Annotated in this window: 7 protein-coding genes; 3 read left to right on the top strand and 4 right to left on the bottom strand. The window is 69.9% G+C overall.

From position 1 onward, the window contains the following. Positions 1 to 15 precede the first annotated feature (15 nt). Positions 16 to 3,099 carry a DNRLRE domain-containing protein gene (locus AC0NH5_RS38115; protein WP_474412400.1) on the bottom strand — a complete coding sequence of 1,028 codons (3,084 nt, stop codon included), beginning with the start codon at positions 3,097 to 3,099 and terminating at the stop codon, positions 16 to 18. A 444-nt stretch (positions 3,100 to 3,543) separates the two neighbouring features. Here AC0NH5_RS38115 and AC0NH5_RS38110 point away from each other — a divergent pair, with 444 nt between their 5' ends. From AC0NH5_RS38110 to AC0NH5_RS38100, 3 genes are all read left to right on the top strand, one after another. Continuing rightward, on the top strand, positions 3,544 to 11,316 hold the full coding sequence (locus tag AC0NH5_RS38110) for a ricin-type beta-trefoil lectin domain protein (RefSeq protein ID WP_474412398.1): 7,773 nt from the start codon (positions 3,544 to 3,546) through the stop codon (positions 11,314 to 11,316). Positions 11,317 to 11,427: 111 nt separating this feature from the next. After that, positions 11,428 to 11,655 (top strand): hypothetical protein, encoded by a 228-nt coding sequence (locus AC0NH5_RS38105; protein WP_474412396.1) that lies wholly within the window; start codon positions 11,428 to 11,430, stop codon positions 11,653 to 11,655. 224 nt (positions 11,656 to 11,879) lie between these two features. Then, positions 11,880 to 13,790, top strand: a complete 1,911-nt coding sequence (locus AC0NH5_RS38100; protein WP_474412394.1) for a methyl-accepting chemotaxis protein — start codon at positions 11,880 to 11,882, stop codon at positions 13,788 to 13,790. On the opposite strand, the gene AC0NH5_RS38095 is transcribed toward AC0NH5_RS38100, so the two are convergent. The 3 genes from AC0NH5_RS38095 to AC0NH5_RS38085 form a co-directional block, all read right to left on the bottom strand. After that, the gene (locus AC0NH5_RS38095; protein ID WP_474412392.1) at positions 13,784 to 14,539 is read right to left on the bottom strand and encodes a sulfite exporter TauE/SafE family protein; all 756 of its coding nucleotides are present in this window, start codon (positions 14,537 to 14,539) and stop codon (positions 13,784 to 13,786) included. The genes AC0NH5_RS38100 and AC0NH5_RS38095 overlap by 7 nt on opposite strands. A 74-nt stretch (positions 14,540 to 14,613) precedes the next feature. Continuing rightward, entirely contained in the window at positions 14,614 to 15,036 is a 423-nt protein-coding gene (locus tag AC0NH5_RS38090) for a CAP domain-containing protein (protein WP_474412450.1), read from the bottom strand. Between the two features lie 229 nt (positions 15,037 to 15,265). Beyond that, the gene (locus tag AC0NH5_RS38085; RefSeq protein WP_474412390.1) at positions 15,266 to 18,172 is read right to left on the bottom strand and encodes a glycoside hydrolase; all 2,907 of its coding nucleotides are present in this window, start codon (positions 18,170 to 18,172) and stop codon (positions 15,266 to 15,268) included. Positions 18,173 to 18,230: the final 58 nt, after the last annotated feature.

The raw sequence follows: 18,230 nt of genomic DNA, 5'->3' as shown, positions 1-18,230 counted from the left end.
AACCCTCGACGGCGGTCAGGCGAACGCCTTCACGTTCCGCCAGTCGGTGGAGACCACGACTTTCTGCGTGCCGCCGAAGGTCGTCGTCGTGTGGTAGATCCGGGTCTCGCCGGTGGCCGCCACGACCGCCCAGATGTCCGGGGTCCGGTCTCCGTTGACGTCGGGAACGCCGATGACCGCCTTGATGGTCGTCCAGCCGGTGCCGTACTGGGCGTCGCTGCCCTGGCGGGAGGCAGCCGCGGTCTTCAGCGAGTCCAGGTTCACGCTGCCGGCGACGGCGCCGGGCTTGCCATGGCGCAGCCACATGCCGCCCTGGTCGAGATGCCGCCAGATCAGGTCCGGGGTCCCGTCGAGGTCGGCGTCGGCCAGGTTGACGATCTCGGACCGTCCCCAGCCCTGGCTCATCAGCGTCGCCGACTGAAAACTGGCCCCGGTGTAGCCGCCGAGGACGTACAGCGCGTCCGCGGAGCGGACCATCAGTTCGGCCCGCTTGTCGCCGGTGATGTCACCGACCGCCTTCATCTGGATCCAGCTGGACGGCGCCGGAGCGTTGGCCGGCAGCAGGACCTTGATCCGGTCGTCGACGTTGAAACTGCCGTAGCCGTCGCCGGGATAGAGCCAGAAGCCGTCGTGGGTGCGGGCGAACAGGTCGGTGGTGCCGTCGCCCGGATAGACGTCGGAGTGCTTGGCGATCAGGGCCGCCGCGCCGGTGGACGGGTCGGTCCAGTGGCCCTTCGGGTCCAGGGCGCCGCCGGTGGTGTAAGAGGCTGCGATGGAGCCCCACAGGTCGCCGCCGTCGTCACCGGGCAGCGACCGCAGGTTCCCGTTGGCGTCGATCATGACCAGGTCGGGTTTGTTGTCGCCGCCGATGTCGCCGGGGCCGTCCGCGGTGTCGCGCGGCGGGACGTAGAACGAGTAGACCGTGGTGGAGCTGGGATTGTTGGCCGCGTCGTACGCGACGACGTGCAACCCGTTCGGCCCGGAGTGCCGCGGCCTGAGGTCCGGCACGGTGCCCTTGCCGCCGGACGCGGTCACCGGCACCGGCGTGCCCACTCCGTTGAAGGTGTAGGTGAACCGCGTCGCACCCTCGGACTGGAACACGACTCCGCCGGTCGAGCCGAACTTCACGGTGGCCCAGGTGGTGCCGTCCGGCGTGGCCTCCGGGAAGTCGGTGCTGGTGACGTCGGGCGGCGGGGGCGCGGAGGCGTCGATGGTGACGCGGCAGGTGGTGGTGTCGCTGGGGTAGCGCTCGGACTGGGTGGTGGGGTCCTCGGCGCGGATGTCCCAGTTGTAGGTGACCTTGTCGGCCAGGGTGGTGGTGGGGATCATGACGCTGGCCCAGCCGTCCTTGTCGGTCAGCATCACCTGACCGGCGGGCGCGCTCGCGGTCGTCGCCCACCAGCGGAACCGCAGGTTGACCTTGTCGCCGTCGGCGTCCACCGAGCGGGCCTTGATGGTGATGTTGCCCTTGGCCATGGTGCGCGTGCTGGGGGAGACCGCGCAGGCCCCGTTGGGGGTGACGCTCACGGTGTGCGGCTTGGGCGGCTTGCGGTTGAAGGTCGCGCTGAGCACCGCGGTGTTGGCCTGGAACTTGCGCCAGCCGTTGGTGTCGGTCTCGGTGGTGGCGCGCATGCCGAGGGTGATGTTGGTGGCGCCGGCGTCGGCCCCGCGCTGGGCGGCGTCCTTGACGTTGAACGCGACGTACTCGTCCTTGCAGGCGGTGCCGTACCCGTGCGCGAAGTTGATCTTTTGCTGGAAGTGGCTCCAGCCGGGCTGCTTGTTCCAGGTGGTGCCGGTGGAGATTGCCCCGGTCATGTAGAGCTGGTACTCACGCTCGTCGCAGGACCAGGAGTGGTTGTTGAGCACCTTGAAGGTGGCCGAGCTGACGGTGGCGCCCTTGATGTTCTGGAAGCCCATCCGCCAGAAGGACCGCGCGGTGACACCGGTGTCCTTCTCGTAGCCGACCCGGGCGTCGCTGGTGCCGCCGTTGTAACCGGTGCCGTTCATGAAGTTGCTGTTGCCGTGCTTCTTGCTGACGAACAGCCAGGCCGTCTCGCCGGGGTTGATGGTCGGGTCGAGGAACAGCGGGAACCGCACGCCCGGGTCGCTCAGCAGGCCGGTCGCGGCGACGTCCAGGTGCAGGGTGGCGCTCGCGGCGCCCTCGCCGTCGAGGCGGGTGGGCATGGGCGCGTGCCGTGAGCCGGGCTCGGCGCCGCTCAGTCCGGACAGCTTCAGCACGTCCGCGCTGGTCGCCACCGAGGTGCGCGGTGCTTCCGGCGACTCCGGGTCCTTGCCGGAGGCGTCCCAGGCCATCGGGGTGGGGATGTCGCCGATCTCGGCGCCGGTCTTCGCGTCGAGGATCCGGATACCGCCGGTGGTCGTGTCGCGGCGGAAGACCGCGCCCTGCGAGCGCAGGCCGTACGCCAGCGTCTTGTCGACCGCGGCGTCCCGGCGCTTGGCGATGAGCAGCTGGCCGAAGCCGCCTTCCTGACGCGCGACGAGCAGCAGGTCGACGCCGGGGCGGACCTCCTGGTACAACGCCCGGTTGCCGTCGAGCACCGGTTCCGGCAGCGGGCCGGGCCAGGTGTAGGTGACTTTCGGCCCGGCCGTGGTGGTGACCTCGGCGAGCACGGTCTCGGTGACGTCGTCCTTCGCGCTGCCGGCGGAGAACGTGACCGGGGTGTGCGGCAGGACCGGCTGGACGCCCGCACCGGTCGTCCGCAAGGTGTTGTCGATCGGCGCCCAGCGGCCCTCGCTGTTGCGCGCCCGTTGCGGCACGGCCGCGAACTCGGCGCGCACCTGGCCGTCGGGGCGGGCCCAGGTCTGTGAGGTAGCCGTGGTGGCCGCCTCCACCAGCACCTCCTTGCCGGAGCGCAGCGCCTCGGCCATGGCGGTGGCCTGGTCCTTGAGGCCGGCGACGGCGGGGACGACCGGGACGGCGGCGGTGCCGGTGCCGGTCGGTGCGGCGGAGGGGTCGGCGCCGTCCGGCCACCACGGGATCGAGGCGGCGGTGACGGTGGCGGCCAGTACGAGGCCCAGGGTGCAGGTCAGCCGGGTGCGCGTACGCACGAACGGACTGAGCAGGCGAGGCGCGGTCACGGCGGTCTACTCCCGTGGGGACCAGGCGGAATGGGGACAGCACGAACGGCCCCGTACGGCGGGCCGCGGGGCAGAGAGCGCGCTCACGATCGCAAGCGGCCGGGCTGCCCGTCCATCCCTCGACTGTTATCGATCCGTGATCGACTTAAGGAACACCACAAGAGTTACGTCCAGCACGTACCGAACGTCCGAATTTTTGATGGGCTGCAGCCTAAGATCAACTCGCTTGTCCCAATCAGGTGATTCCGTGATCTTGTCTGCTTTGGACATGGAATAGGCAGTGACCGATGTCACTGGACATCGGCGAACATCACTGTCCGTAACCTTGGTGTTTCGCCGTGCCGGGCGGAAAAGTTCGCCGCACGCGCCTTTGCCCGGCGTGTGCCTCTTGGTGCTCATGCACCTTTCTCTTCCGTCTTTCGCGCCTGGTGGGAGTCGACGCGTATGCGTGCAACAGGTCCGGTCCTGAGGGGCTCCGGCCTTCGGTGGAGCCGCCGCGGCCGTGCGGCGGTCATCCTGCTGATGACCACCACGCTGGCGGTGACCAGCCTGCCGGTCGCGGCATATGCGATCCCCGGCGCCGGCATGGGCCGCGAGGACGCGGTCGTCGATCTGCCACCGCTGCCGGAGGCCGCCGCGGTCGACGAGGACGAGGGCGCCGAGGAGAACCTGACCACGGCGCCCGTGGTGGCGACCGAGGAGTACGTGCCCACCGCGGTCGACCCGTGGGAGCAGGGCACCGGCACGGCCGACCTGACCGGCGCGGCGCCCGGCGCCGTCCCGGTGCCGGTCGGTGACCTGCCGATCGCGCTGGGCGTGCCGGCGGGCGGGGACGCCGCCGCCGTCGCCGGCACCTGGAAGATCGATCTGGCGGCGCCGGAGTCCTCACAGGACGCCGACGTGGCCGGCATGATCATGAAGGTCACGCCGCCGCCGACCGCCGACCCGGCCGCCGAGGTGGCGCTGAGCGTCGATTACACCCTCTTCGCCGACCTCTACGGCCCGCAGGCGGCCGACCGGTTCGGCCTGATGGCGCTGCCGGACTGCGTCTACGACTCGCCGGGCACCGGTGACTGCGCGCCGGTCCCCGCCGAGGAGGACGACGCCGGCCTGGACCCGGGTGCGACGGTCGCGCAGGCCCTGCCCAGCGAGATCGAGCTGGTCCCGGCCACGGCGCCGCTGGCGCGCACGATGGCCGCCGCCACCGATGCGCCGAAGACCGCCGCACCGCGCCGCATCGTCACCGGCACCGTGCCGGTCAACCGGCTTCTGGCCGACTCCGGCACCGGCAGCACCGGCGGCACCGGCGGCATGGTCGCCCGGGCGGCAGCCGGCGGTTCCGGCGTGATCGGCGCCCTGGACACCGGCGCTTCGGCGGCCGGTGACTTCACCGCCACCCCGCTGCAGTCGTCGGGTTCGTGGGCGGCGGGTTCGTCGTCCGGCGCGTTCACGTACTCGTACCAGGTGCAGGTGCCGGAGACCGCGGGTGGCCTCGCGCCCAAGGTGGCGCTGTCCTACTCGTCGCAGTCGGTCGACGGGCGGACCTCGGCGACGAACAACCAGGCCTCGTGGATCGGTGACGGCTGGGACTACGCGGCCGGATCGATCACGCGTACCTACGCGAACTGCCGGCAGGACTCCAAGACCGACGGTTCCAACAACGCCAAGCACCGCACCGCCGACCTCTGCTGGGGATCCGACAACGCCACCCTGTCACTGGGCGGGCTGACCACCGAGCTGGTCCTCTCCGGTGGCAGGTGGACCACCGCTAACGGCGACGGCTCCCACGTCGAGTTGGTCAAGGACACCGGTCGCGCCAACGGCGACAAGGACGGTGAGTACTGGGTCGTCACCACCCGAGACGGCATCCGGTACCACTTCGGCATGAACCGCCTGCCGGGCTGGACCGAGGGCGCCGCGGTGACGAACTCGGTGCTGACCGCGCCGGTGTACGGCAACAACCCCGGCGAGCCGTGCTACCAGGGTTCGACGATCGAGGACTTCAAGAAGTCCTTCTGCACCCAGGGCTGGCGCTGGTCGCTCGACTACGTCGAGGACCTGCACGGCAACGCGATGAGTTTGTGGTGGGCGAAGGAGACCAACTACTACGCCCGCAACTTCGACTTCAAATCGCCGGTCCGGTACGACCGCGGTGGCTACCTGACCCGCATCGACTACGGCCTGCGCAAGGACAACGTCCTCACCGGCACCGCGCCGGCCCGGGTCAACTTCACCGTCGCAGAGCGCTGCTTCGCCGAGGACGGGGTGAACTGCACCGACGAGAACTTCGCCGACAAGGACCCCGGCAAGTACCGGATCTGGTACGACACCCCGGCCGACCTGCGGTGTGAGGCCGGCAAGAAGTGCTGGAACGCGGGACCGTCGTTCTTCTCCCGCAAGCGGCTGGACAAGATCACCACGTCGGCGCAGCGGCGTCTCGACACCACCGCGCGTCAGGTCGTCGACGACTACCAGCTCAAGCAGTCGTTCCCGAAGCTGCGCACCGGGCCGAACACCGCGCTGTGGCTGGAGTCGATCACCCGTACCGGCTACGCCCGTAACGGCACGACCGACGAGAAGGTCACCCTCAACCCGGTGCGGTTCGAGGCCGACCCCGAGGACATGCCGAACCGCGTGCTGCGCGGCGCCGGCGACCCGCGGCCCGGCTTCTCCCGCCTGCGTGTCGGCCGGGTGATCAACGAGTACGGCGGCGAGACCGTCGTGACGTACAAGAAGCCCGAAGGTCAGTGTGCGACCGGCAGCGACCTGCCCGGCAAGGACGACACCGCCGCGCTGAAGGCCAACGACCGGCTCTGCTACCCGGTGTTCTGGCACCCGGACCCGGCCGCCGAGGACATCGACTGGTTCCACAAGTACGTGGTGGAGAGCATCCAGGAGCTGCCCGCCGTGGACGGCGCGGTCGGCACCACCACGAACTACGACTACAAGAACGCCGGCTGGCGGCTGGCCGAGGCCGAGTTCACCAAGAAGTCCACCCGTACCTGGTCGAACTTCGCCGGCTTCGAGCAGACCACGGTGATCACCGGGGCGGACGACGCGGCGATCGGCAGCCGGCGGACCAAGGCGGTCACCCGGTACTTCCGGGGCATGGGCGACACGGTGCCGGTGAAGGACATCACCGGCGCGGAGATCGCGAAGGACGCCGAGCCGTTCGCCGGGCGGATCGCCGAGGAACTGACGTACGCGTCGGCCGGTGACGCCGACAGCGAGTGGCTGACCCGCAGCATCACCTACCCGCAGGCGACGAAACTGGCCGAGCGGGCGCGGGAGGGGATCAGCCCGCTGCGGACGTGGCGCGTCACCGAACCACGGCAGATGACGTGGACCCGGTCGTCCGGGACCGGCGACGACAAGCGGACGCTGCGCAGCACCGAGACGCGCACCACGTACGAGACGACGTATGGGCTGCCCACACACGTCGAGGTGCTCGGTGACACCGGTAGGACCGGGGACGAGTCGTGCACCTTCCTCGAATATGTGCACCACACCGGCAAGAACCTGATCGGCTTGACCAAGCAGACCCGGAGCAGCCCCACCACGTGCGCGGCGGCGACCTGGGACGACCTCAAGTCGCTCTCGTCGGCGGGCCGGACCGTGTACGACCAGAACGGCTACGGCGAGCCGCTCGCTGCCGACACCCGCGGCCTGGCCAGTCAGTCGTGGTCGCTGAAGGGCGACGGCACCGGATTCGAGTGGAACGGCGCCTACTGGTTCGACGCGATCGGCCGGGTCGTCAAGTTCCTCGACCCGGACATGAAGGAATCCAAGATCACCTACGAGCCGGCCACCGGGCAGGCGTTCAAGGTGACCGAAGAGAACGGGTTCGGGCACAAGCAGACCCGTGAGCTCGAGCCGGGCCGCGCCGTCACCCTCAGGACAACCGACGCGAACAACCACGTCAGCACTGCCGAGTACGACCCGCTGGGCCGGCTCGTCAAGGGGTGGGCGCCCGGCCGCGCCGGTGCGCCGGTTGCGGACTTCGAAGCGGTCTACACGATCCCGCAGGCCAACGCCGAGGGCGAGCGCAAGCCGCCGTTCATCACCACCAAGACCCGCGGCCACGAGAACCGTATCGAGACGTCGGTGACCATCTACGACGGTCTCGGGCGCGAGCGGCAGACCCAGGAGCAGGCGACCGGCAGCGGCCGGCTGATCACGGACACGCTCTACAACAGCTCGGGCGAGGTCTGGCAGACCAACAACGCCTACTTCACCGCCGGCAACCCGTCCGGGAGCCTGTTCACCCCGGACTCCGAGATGCAGGTGCCGAACGCCACCCGGTACGCGTACGACGGGCTCGGTCGCGTGCTGACGGAGACGCCGGTGCTGCGCGGGCAGGAGACGCCGGCGCGGGCGACGAAGTACGAGTACGGCGCGGACTGGTCGATCGTGCGCAACCCCGCGGGGGCGGCCTCGTACCGGATCTTCACGGACGGCCTCGGCCGGACCTCCCGGGTGGACACGTTCAACGACGCGGCGCCGGGCGGCTTCACCTCGATGCGCTACGAGCTCGATGCGCGTGGTCTGATGCTCAAGGCGACGAATTCGGAGGCGAAACCAGCGAACTTCTGGTCGTGGAAGTATGACCAGCGCGGTCGCATGATCGAGGCCAACGACCCGAATACCGGCAAGACCACCACCGTCTACGACCATCGTGACCGTCCGATCTCGACGACCGACGCCCGCGGCGCCACTGTCGTCACCCAGTACGACGGGTTGTCCCGGCCGACCAAGCAATACCTCGGATGGGAACTGACCGACCTGCGGGCCGAGTTCACCTATGACACGGCACCGGGTGGAGTCGGTCTGCCGGCCACCGCGACTCGGTACACCGACGGCAAGCCGTACAAGCAGACCGTTGCCGGATATACGACCGACTACGAGCCCACGGGGACGACTCTGACGCTGCCGCCGGACGTCGCCTCGGCGTGGGGTCTGCAGCCCTCGTACTCGTACAACTTCACCTATACCGACACAGGACTCACAGAGTCGGTCACCGTCCCGGCCATCGGTAATCTGCCGAGCGAGAAGGTCATCGCGCGGTACACCAAGGACGGCCTGCCCCTCTCGGTATCGGGTCAGGATTGGTACGGCTCGGAGACGGCGTACTCGCCGTACGGGCAGCTCATGCGGTCCACGCTGGGGTCGCAGCCGTACCGGGTGTGGGCGCAGAACACCTACGACGAGGCCGACGGCGCGCTGACCAGCCAGCACGTCTACCGGGAGGGTACCGGTGACAAGACTCTGGTCGGCGGAGTCCTGGCGTCGCACCGCTCGTACGGCTACGACAGCGCGGGCAACGTCACCTCGATCCGGGAACGCTCGACCGGTATCGAGGAGCGGCAGTGCTTCGACTACGACATGGTCGGTCAGCTGACCAAGGCGTGGACGTCGAAGGATCAGGAGTCCTGTGCGGCAGGCCCGAAGTCGGCGGACGGCACGCCCAATATCGCCGCCGGCAAGGACAACGCCGGTTACTGGCAGGAGTATGAGTACGACCTGCTCGGCAACCGCACCAAGCTTGTCGAGAAGGACATCACCGGCAACACCGCCAAGGATGCCACCAGCACCTACACCTACGGCAAGGCTGACGGCAGCCAGCCGGGCACGCTGACCAAGGTCACCAAGAAGTACGCCACTCCGGCCGGTGCCCAGGTCACTGCCGAGGCTGAGCGGCTCTACGAGGTGACCGGTGACACACGGTCGGTCACGTCGGTGCAGAACGGCGACACTCAAGAACTGTCCTGGACCTATGACGGCCAGATCGAGCGCATCTCCGGCTCGGGCAGCAACGGCAGGACGGCTTACATCGGGCTGGAGAGCCACTGCCTGGACGTCGACAGCGGCAAGGCCGCTGCAGGCACGAAGATTCAGATCTGGGGTTGCAACGGCTCGCTCGCGCAGGAGTGGTCGTTCAAGCCCTCACCGGGCCAGACCGACGCCAATCTGGGTGCGCTGACCCAGCATGATGGCGCTTGGTGTGCGCAGCCGACAGCCAACACGACGGGTTCGGGCCTACTCCTGCAGAAGTGCGACGGGTCGACCGCCCAGCAGTTCAAACGAGGCGCCAACGGCCAGCTCACGCATCCGGCGTCGACCCTGTGCGCCAGTGTGACCGCCGTCGGGACGCCGGTGACACTGTCGGCATGCAACGCGGCCGCCGCGGGACAGCAGTGGGACGCGCAGGACGAGACCACCTACATCTACGGCCCCGGTGGTACCCGCCTCCTCAGTATCCAGGGACGCCAGGCCACGCTGAGCATCGGCGAGGCACAGGTCACCGTTCACAAGGGCGGCGCTGCGATCAACGTTCAGCGCGCCTACGCGGTTCCCGGCGGCTCGGTGGTGCGCTACTCGATGCGAGGCGCGGTCTCTGCTCTGGTTGCCGTGGTGGGAGATCATCAGGGCAGTCCGTACGCCGAGGTCCTCCTCAGCGGCGCGATGAGCGTGCGGATCCGCAAGCAGGATCCATTCGGCAATGAGCGAGCCACCGCCCCACTCGCGCTCAACATGCAGACCAATCGAGGCTTCCTGAATGCGGTGCGGGACGACCCGTCCGGGTTCGTGCCGCTCGGCGCGCGGATGTACGACCCGGAGGTAGGACGTTTTCTCTCCGCGGACGCGGTGCTGGACGTGGCGGACCCCCTGCAGTCGAACGGGTACGCGTACGCCCACAACAACCCGGTCACGCACTCCGACCCGACCGGCCTGTCGGTCTCCCTCACCCCGTCCGAGATGGCCGCGGCTTTGGCCGGCGCCGGTCTGTCCGCGGCTCAGATCGCTGAGGCGCAGGTCAACGCGAACCGGTCGCTGACGGACGTGATCCTGTCCGCCGCATGGTCGTTGCTGAAGGACTTCATCGGCATCAACGACGCGATGGCCTGCTTCGGCGGCGACATGTGGTCGTGCGGCAGCCTTATCATCGGGGCAATCCCGTGGGCCAAACTCGGCAAGATTCCCACGGTGTTGCGGGCCATCGACCGGACGATCGCCGCGATTCAGGCCTGGCGGACGGCGAAGAAGGCGGCTGAAGCGGTGCTGGCGGCCGCACGGGCGGCCGAGGCCGCGGCGATACAAGCCAAAAAGCTGGCGATCGAGCGGGCCAAGAAGGCGGCACAAGCCGCTAAGAAAAAGGCCAGCGACGCGGCCAAGACGACGAGCAACAAGGCAGCCGACGCCACCAAGAAGACCGGCAATCCGGTGCAGAAACAAGCTCAGTCCAAGGCTGCCCCGAAGAGCTCCTCCGCATCGAACGGCGGCAAGGGTGGAGGTGGCGGCAAGGGCGGGTCGTCGTCCAAATCCGGCGGAACCTCGCGGAGCAACGGCGGTGCGAGTGGGGGTGGCAACGGCGGAAAGTCCGGCGGCGGATCATGTGACGACTCCGGCAAGGACAACAGCTTCACCTCCGGTACCAGGGTGCTGATGGCGGACGGCTCCACCAAGCCGATCGAAGACGTCAAGCCCGGTGACAAGGTCAGGGTCACCGATCCGGAGACAGGTGAGACGCGGACGGAGACCGTCAGCGCGGCGATCAAGGGCAAGGGTGTCAAGCACCTGGTGCGGATCACCGTCGACACTGATGGGAAGCGGGGCTCCGAAACCGCCCAGGTCACCGCGACCGACGGTCACCCGTTCTGGGTGCCCAAACTTGGTAGATGGGTGCCGGCCACCGGTCTCCGCTCAGGCCAGTGGCTGCGGACGAGTGCCGGTGTCCACGTGCAGATCACGGCTGTCGATCGCTCGACAGTTCGCGACGCGATCGTTCACAATCTCACCGTCAGCGACGTGCACACCTACTACGTGCAGGTCGGCGCCACCCCGGTACTGGTGCACAACTGCGGATACAAGGTCTATCGCGCGCCACAGCGAGGTAATAGGGAAGCAGAAGCGAACGGGTTGAGCGCGGCGAACCATACGGCCATCGACAAGAACGGGCGAAGTTTCGCTTATCTCGGCGACAGTGAAGAGGTTGCACGGCAGTACGCGGGTCAAGGCCCGTATGAGGACGGATACCATATCTTCACGATGAAGCCCGGTTTCCTGGACGAGTTCCACCCGAGCGCCTATCGACGGTTCCACGATGACAATGGCGGGCTTCAGTGGATCATCGACGTGGAAGACATCGATCTGTTCAACTCGTTCATCGACCACTCGAAGACGGAGTGGGTGCCGTGGAAACACGGAGAACAGTTCTGATGCGGAGCAAACGTGGAGCATGAAGAATCTGAGTGGACCCGGGCCGGCCTGCGCCAGTTCCAGTTGGTGCGGTGCCGGGTCTCCGGGCACCGCGGTCGGTTCGGTGTCGAGGTGATCATCGAGAGCCCGGTGCCACATTTTCCCGCCTTCATCGACTTCGTGATGTTGTCGGACGGCGGACACGTTGCTCCGGCCGATTATCCGTCGGTCGGAGAGGTGCTCGACGCGGTGACCATCGACTTCATGCCTGATGGTGAGCTGCGGCTGTCCGCGCGCCCGTCCTCCGTGGCGCGAGCCCGTGAACGGGCCGCTGAGGCGGACGATCCGGGTTCCGGCTGAGCCGGAGCCACTGCGAGCGAGGCGGCCATCCCGAAGATGTCGGGATGGCCGCCGCTGTTTCGTGGGCAGGAAGGGCGTTGCCGTGGCCGCAAACGCGATCGGTCCGGCCACGGCCCCGACTTACGGTCGTGCGGGACAGGCGGCGTGGCTCCGCTCAGTCATCGGTGTGATCTGCCGAACAAAACCTTGTGCGGTTCACGATCAAAGCGCGTGTCGTCGCGTCCATGGTGCTGATGCTGGTCATCGCGATGGCGGCCGTCGTCGGGTACATCACGGCCCGCAACGCCGGCGACGCCCGGGAGACCGGTTTCGCGTACGCCGACGAGATGACCCGGCACCACGCCGCGGAGATCCGGAAGACGCTGGCCGACGGGCTGGGCACCGCGCGGGACCTGGCCCACGTGCTAGCGGCCGGTGGCGTGGACCGGGCCGGCGCCAACGCCGAGATGCGGGCGTTGCTGGACGCGCATCCGGACTATCTGGGTGTCTGGTCCGGCTGGGAGCCCAACGCCTTCGACGGCCGGGACCGGCGGTTCCGCAACGCGGACGCCCGGCACGACGGCACCGGGCGGTTCGTGCCGTACTGGTTCCGGGACGGCGACAAGATCGACTCCGCGCCGCTGGCGGACTACGCCGAGGCCGGCCCGGGAGACTACTACCTGATTCCGCGGGACACCGGCAAGGACAAGGTGGTCGAGCCGTACGTCTACGCCGTCGCCGGGACGGACACCCTGATCACCTCGGTCGCCGCCCCGATCGATCGGGACGGGAAGGTGCTCGGGGTCGCCGGCGTCGATCTGACCCTGGAGACGCTGCAGGACGTGGTCGGGAAGGTGAAGCCGTTCGGCGCCGGCACCGCGATGCTGGTCAGCAGCGGCGGCTCGCTGGTCGCCGGCGGTGACGTGAGCAAGGCCGGGCAGGCCGCGCCGGCGGACATCGCCGCACTCGCCACGAAGGCCGCCCAGACGCGGGACGTCCACCGCGACGTCACCGACGGGGACGAGGAGACACTGCGGATCGCCGCACCGCTGCCGCTCGGCGAGTCGGACACCTGGTCGCTGGTGGTGTCGGTGCCGGTCGCCGCGGTGCTCGCGGACGCGAACGACACCCGGTGGGTGAGCATCGTGTTGACCCTGGTGGCGGTGCTGGTGGCCGCGGCGGCCGCGTTCCTGCTGGCCCGGACCGTGGTCCGGCCGATCGAACGGCTCCGCGACCGGATGGTCGAGATCGCGGACGGCGACGGCGACCTGACCCAGCGGGTCACGTCCGCCCACGACGACGAGGCAGGTCAGCTGGCGGACGCTTTCAACCGGTTCGTCGACAAGGTCGCCGTCACCATCCGGGGCATCGCCGGCTCCACCGGCACACTGTCGGCCGCGGCCCGTGAGCTGTCCGAGGTGAGCGGGCGGCTGGAGGGTGGCGCGTCCGACGCCTCCACCCGGGCCGGCACGGCGAGCACCGCGAGTGAGCAGGTCAACGCCGGTGTTCAGGCGCTCGCGGCGGGCGCCGAGCAGATGAGCGCGTCGATCGCCGAGATCTCCTCGAACGCCACCCAGGCGGCCCAGGTCGCCGCGCAGGCGGTGAGCATCGCCGAGCGCACCAACGGGCAGGTCGCCGAGCTGGGCGTGGCCAGCAACGAGATCGGCGAGGTGGTCCGGCTGATCACCAGCATCGCCGAGCAGACCAACCTGCTGGCGCTGAACGCGACCATCGAGGCGGCCCGCGCCGGGGACATGGGCAAGGGCTTCGCGGTGGTGGCCGGCGAGGTGAAGGACCTGGCCCAGCAGACCGCACAGGCCACCGAGCAGATCACCGCCCGGATCGGGGCGATCCAGTCGTCGAGCGCCTCGGCGGCCGCCGCGATCGGGGAGATCGCCCACGTGATCACGCAGATCGGCGACTACACCACGACGATCGCCTCCGCGGTGGAGGAGCAGACGGCGACCACCGCGGAGATGAGCCGGACGGTCACCGACGCGGCGTCCAACAGCGGGGACGTGGCCCGTACGATCACCGGGGTTGCCGAAGTGGCGGCGTCGACGGCCGACGGGGCCCGGACCACGCAGCAGGCGGCGGAGAATCTGTCCCGCCTGGCGGCCGACCTGACGGGGCTGGTCGGCGGTTTCCGCTACTGAACGATCATGACGGTGAGCGCGATCAGGCCGACCGTCACGATGACCGCACGCAGGACCGGGTCCGGGAGACGCCGGCCGTAACGCCCGGCCACCAGGCTGCCGGCGATGGAACCCGCCGCGATCAGCCCGGCCGGCGCCCAGGCCACCGCCCCGGCCACCACGAAGATCGCCGCGGACACCGCGTTGACGAGCGCCACGAAGATGTTCTTCACGCCGTTGAGCTGCTGCAGCGTCGCCGGGACGAGCAGGCCGAGCACGCCGATCAGCAGAACGCCCTGCGCCGCGCCGAAATAGCCGCCGTAGACGCTGGTGGCGAAGACCCCGGTGACGAGCAGCAGGGTGCGGGAGCCGCCCGGCGCGGGCCTGCGGTCCCGCAGCGATCGCGCCAGCCAGGGCTGGAGCACGACCAGGATCAGGGCGACGCCGATGAGTACCGGGACGATCGCCCGGAACGCCTCGGCGGGCAGCACCAGCAGCAGCACCGCACCGGTGACGCCGCCGATCAGCGCCGGGATGCCGAGACGCAGCAACAGGGCCCGCTGGGTCGCCACCTCGGCCCGGTAGGCCCACGCGCCCGCCAGTGATCCGGGGATCAGCCCGACCGTGTTCGACGCGTTCGCCACCACCGGCGGGAAGCCGACGGCGAGCAGCACCGGGAAGGTGATCAGCGTGCCCGAGCCGACGAGCGTGTTGATCGCGCCGGCCGCGACACCCGCGCCGAGGATCTGAGCGGCTTCGACGACATCCACCAGGAGATCATCGCCGGTGTCCGGAAACGACGCTGCCCCGGCCACTCGGTGGCCGGGGCAGCGCTGTCGTCGGATCAGAAACCGAAGTTCTGGGTGTAGTACGGGGTGCCGCTCGTGGCGTACACGGCGCCGACGCCGACGGTCTTCGACCTGCAGTTCAGGATGTTGGCGCGGTGGCCCGGGCTCTTCATCCAGCCGTCGACGACCTGGCCGGCGGTGCGGTAGCCGTAGGCGATGTTCTCGGCGGAGGGCTTGCTGTATCCGGCCGCCTTGACCCGGGCGACGAAGCGTGAGCCGCCCTTGCCGGCGTGCGAGAAGCTGCCGGTCTGCGCCATCCACGCGCTGTGCCCGCGGGCGGCCGTGGTCAGCTGCGCGTTGACGGTCAGGGCGGCACAGCCGCGGCTGGTGCGCTGGACGTTGACGAGGCGGTTGATCTCGGTCTGCAGGGCCTGCTCGGACGCCTTCGCCGGGGCGGCCTCGGCCGGGGACGCGATCATCGTGGCGGCGCCGAGCGCGGCCGGAGCGAGGACGACGGCCAGGGCGAAGCGGCGAATGACGTTGCGCAAGAAGTTCCCTCTCCTCGGTGTGTCCCGGCGTGTTCGCCGGTTACACCTGTCTCTTCGGCCCGGCCGCGGCCCGGCGGATTAGCGAACGGGTACGTGCTGGTCGCGGTCCGGTTGCCGGTCTCGCTGTGTGTGAACTTGAGGTCTGATACGGACCCGAAGTTCACACACCGGGGTGGGGGGCCTTCGCGAAGATCTCGATCTCGGCGACGGTCAGGTATCCGTCCGGGACCGCGGTCAGGACCATGCAGACGCGGTCGGTGGTGGCGGACAGCGGCGCAGAGACGGTGAGCGGGCCGCCGGCGCCCACCGGGATCTCGGCGCCGCCGGTGCAGGTGCCGTCGGCGGCGGGGACGCCGGCTCGCAGGGACTGCGGCAGGCCACCGCCGGAGGCGTTGTCGGCGTAGAGGTGGGTGACGACGCGCGTGACGTCCCGCACCCGGGGGAGCGTCACGGTGAGCGTGTCCGCGGCGTTGCGGTCGCCGGGCTTCCAGGTGGACCAGGCCTTGTCCGTGATGACGCCGTTGAGCAGGCCGGCCGCCGAGTACCCGGCTTCGGTGAAGGTGGCGGCGATCGTCGTCCCGGGTTCGGTGGCGGGCGCCTCCACGGGTTCGGTGACCCGAACCCTGAGCACGGCGGGAACGGTGGTCCCCGGCACGACGGTGGCGGTCCCGGTCACGGTGAAGACGCCGGTCCGCGGGAAGGCGGGCAGGGCGGCCCAGGTGACCGGGAGTTCAGCCCGGCCGCCGTACCGCCCCAGGCCGGTCACGGTGGTGGGCAGATCGGGGACGCCGCCGACGTAGGTCCTGGCCCGGGCCGGCGCGGTGGCGGTGAAGACGTCCACGGTCACCCGGGCGGTGGCGGCGACCCGGTTGCCGAGGACGTCGGTGGCGGTGCCGCGCACGGTGATGACACCGGGTCGCTTCCACCACCGGTGCGGCGGCATCGTCCAGGTCACCGGCAGCGCGCGGGTCCCGCCGCCGGCCAGTACCGCGGTCACCGTGCCGGGCAGGTCCGGGACGCGGCCGGGGATCGTGTGCGCCGCGGTCACGTCGGTGCGGACCACGGTCTCGTCACGCACCGTCCAGCGCTGATTGGATCCGGAGGTGGGCTGGTGGAGGCCCACCCGCGTGCCGTCGGCGGTCGCTTGCCCGGGCACGTCCACGAGCCGCCGCGCCGCGACGTTGATCAGCGTGTACGTGCCGTCGCCGGTCGTGGAGACCACCCACTGCGCGCCTTCGTCGGCAGCGCCGCCGCCGTCCTCGGTCACCACGGCCCCGTCCCGCACCGCGAGTCGCCGCCCGGTCCCGGCGTTGCCCACCACGTAGCGCTCCCGGTTGCTCAGGCCGCTCCCGATCGGGTCGAAGGTCCAGAGCTGGTCGGCCGCCGCCGGGTCGGTGGTGCGCAGGGCCGCTCCTCCGGCCGCCGGTGCCAGGGAGCGCCCGCTCTGCACGCCCTCCAGCCGATAGGTGTGCCCGTCCCGCAGGTGCCGCACGCCGGCGCCGGCGACGCCGTCGATCAGGAAGGTGGTCACCGACTGCGAGGGCACTGTGAGGGTGGCGCGCCCGTCGCGGACCCGCACCGCGCTGCCCCGGACGAGTTTCCCGGCGGCGCTGGTCACCACCGGGGTGACCGTGGCGGTGCGGGCGATCCGGCCGAACCTGGTCAGGTCCAGCGTGACCGCGCGGGCCGCCGTGGTCTGGTTGGCGTGCACCGCGGTCGCGCCCGACCCGTCCGCCCGGACCGCCGCCGTCGTGGCGGTGTCGCTCACCTTGATCATCCGGTCGCCCGGACGGATGTGGTGGGTGAAGTTCCGGATCGTGTCGAACTTGGTGTTGGTCCGGATCGGGCAGGTCGCCAGGGTGTCGGTGGCGGTGCAGTCGAACGGCACGTGGATCGAGCCCCACTGCAGGTTGCCCTCGGCGACCATGTTGTCGGCGTCCTCGATCGGCTGCCACAGCACCCACGCCGACGGCTCCAGCTCGCGGATGTCGTCGATGATCCGCTGCGCCATGCCGAGTCCCGAGCTCATGCCGGTGTAGTCGTTGCCCCAGCTGCCCTCCACCTCGCTCATCCAGAGCGGGCGCTGCTCGGCCTTCGCCACGTCCCGGGCGGCGGTGCGCTGACCGGTGCCGTACGTGTGCACGTTCAACTGCGAGACGGCGGCCTGGGCGGCGGGCGGATAGCCGTACCAGTCGGTGACGAAGGTGCCGGGGTTGGTCTCGTCCGGCGCCGAGACGAGGGCGCCGGTCTCCGAGCGGGCCAGCCGGTCCTTGAGCGCGGTCACCACCCGGGCCTGCAGCGCGGGGCCGGCGTGTGCGCCCTCCTGACGGCCGCCGGTCGGCCGGCCGTCAGCGCCGAGCGTCGTACGCCAGTAGTTCGTGTTCGGCTCGTTGAGGGGGTCGATGGTGTCGACCGTGATGCCGTGCGCGTCCTCCAGGTGCTCGGTGACGCGCACCAGATATTCGGCGAACTCGTCGACCCGGTCGGCCCGGATCTGGTCGGTGTTCGGGTCGAAGCCGCCGCTGACGTACCCGCTGACCGTCTGGAACCTCGGCGGGGAGTTGCTGAACGCCTCCCAGCGGTCGACCCTGTCCTTGACCCGGTCCACCCACCACCGCTGTGCCGGGTCGGCGTCGAAGTCCCAGTGCGCCGGATCGTCCGGGTTCCACCACTGGAGGTCCTGCGGCCCGTACTGCTCGGGCGCCCGCCACCACCCGGGCACGGCGCCACCGGGGCGCAGGTAAGGCCGGACGGCGGGCGCGTTCCCGCCGCCGATGTTGTAGCGGGCGATGGTGAGGTTCAGTCCGTCGGCGCCGAAGACCAGGTCGGCGAGCCGCTCGCGGATCTCGTCCGGATAGCCGCCGGTGGCCGCGGCCATCCAGGCCAGGCTGGTGCCCCACCCCTGGAACGCGGCCTGCTGATAGGTCGGGTCGAGGGTCACGGTGACACCCGGCGCCGCCGGCGGAGCCGATGCCCGCGGGGCTGCGGCGGCCGGTGGCGTGGCGAGGGTGGTCAGGAGCGTCGCCGCGAGGGCGGCAGTTGCGGTGATGCCGAGGCGGACGGTCATGGACTCGCCTTTCCGGGTGTTTACGTAAACATCACACGGTCGAAGACCAGTAGTGACA

It is taken from the genome of Actinoplanes sp. 13, from assembly GCF_056134165.1.
This window is presented reverse-complemented; position numbering and strand designations above follow the sequence as displayed.

Coding starts and splice junctions, on each gene's coding strand:
- AC0NH5_RS38110 (WP_474412398.1), top strand. CDS start 3,544: ATGCGTGCAACAGGTCCGGTCCTGAGGGGCTCCGGCCTTCGGTGGAGC.
- AC0NH5_RS38100 (WP_474412394.1), top strand. CDS start 11,880: ATGGTGCTGATGCTGGTCATCGCGATGGCGGCCGTCGTCGGGTACATC.
- AC0NH5_RS38090 (WP_474412450.1), bottom strand. CDS start 15,036: ATGATCGCGTCCCCGGCCGAGGCCGCCCCGGCGAAGGCGTCCGAGCAG.
- AC0NH5_RS38085 (WP_474412390.1), bottom strand. CDS start 18,172: ATGACCGTCCGCCTCGGCATCACCGCAACTGCCGCCCTCGCGGCGACG.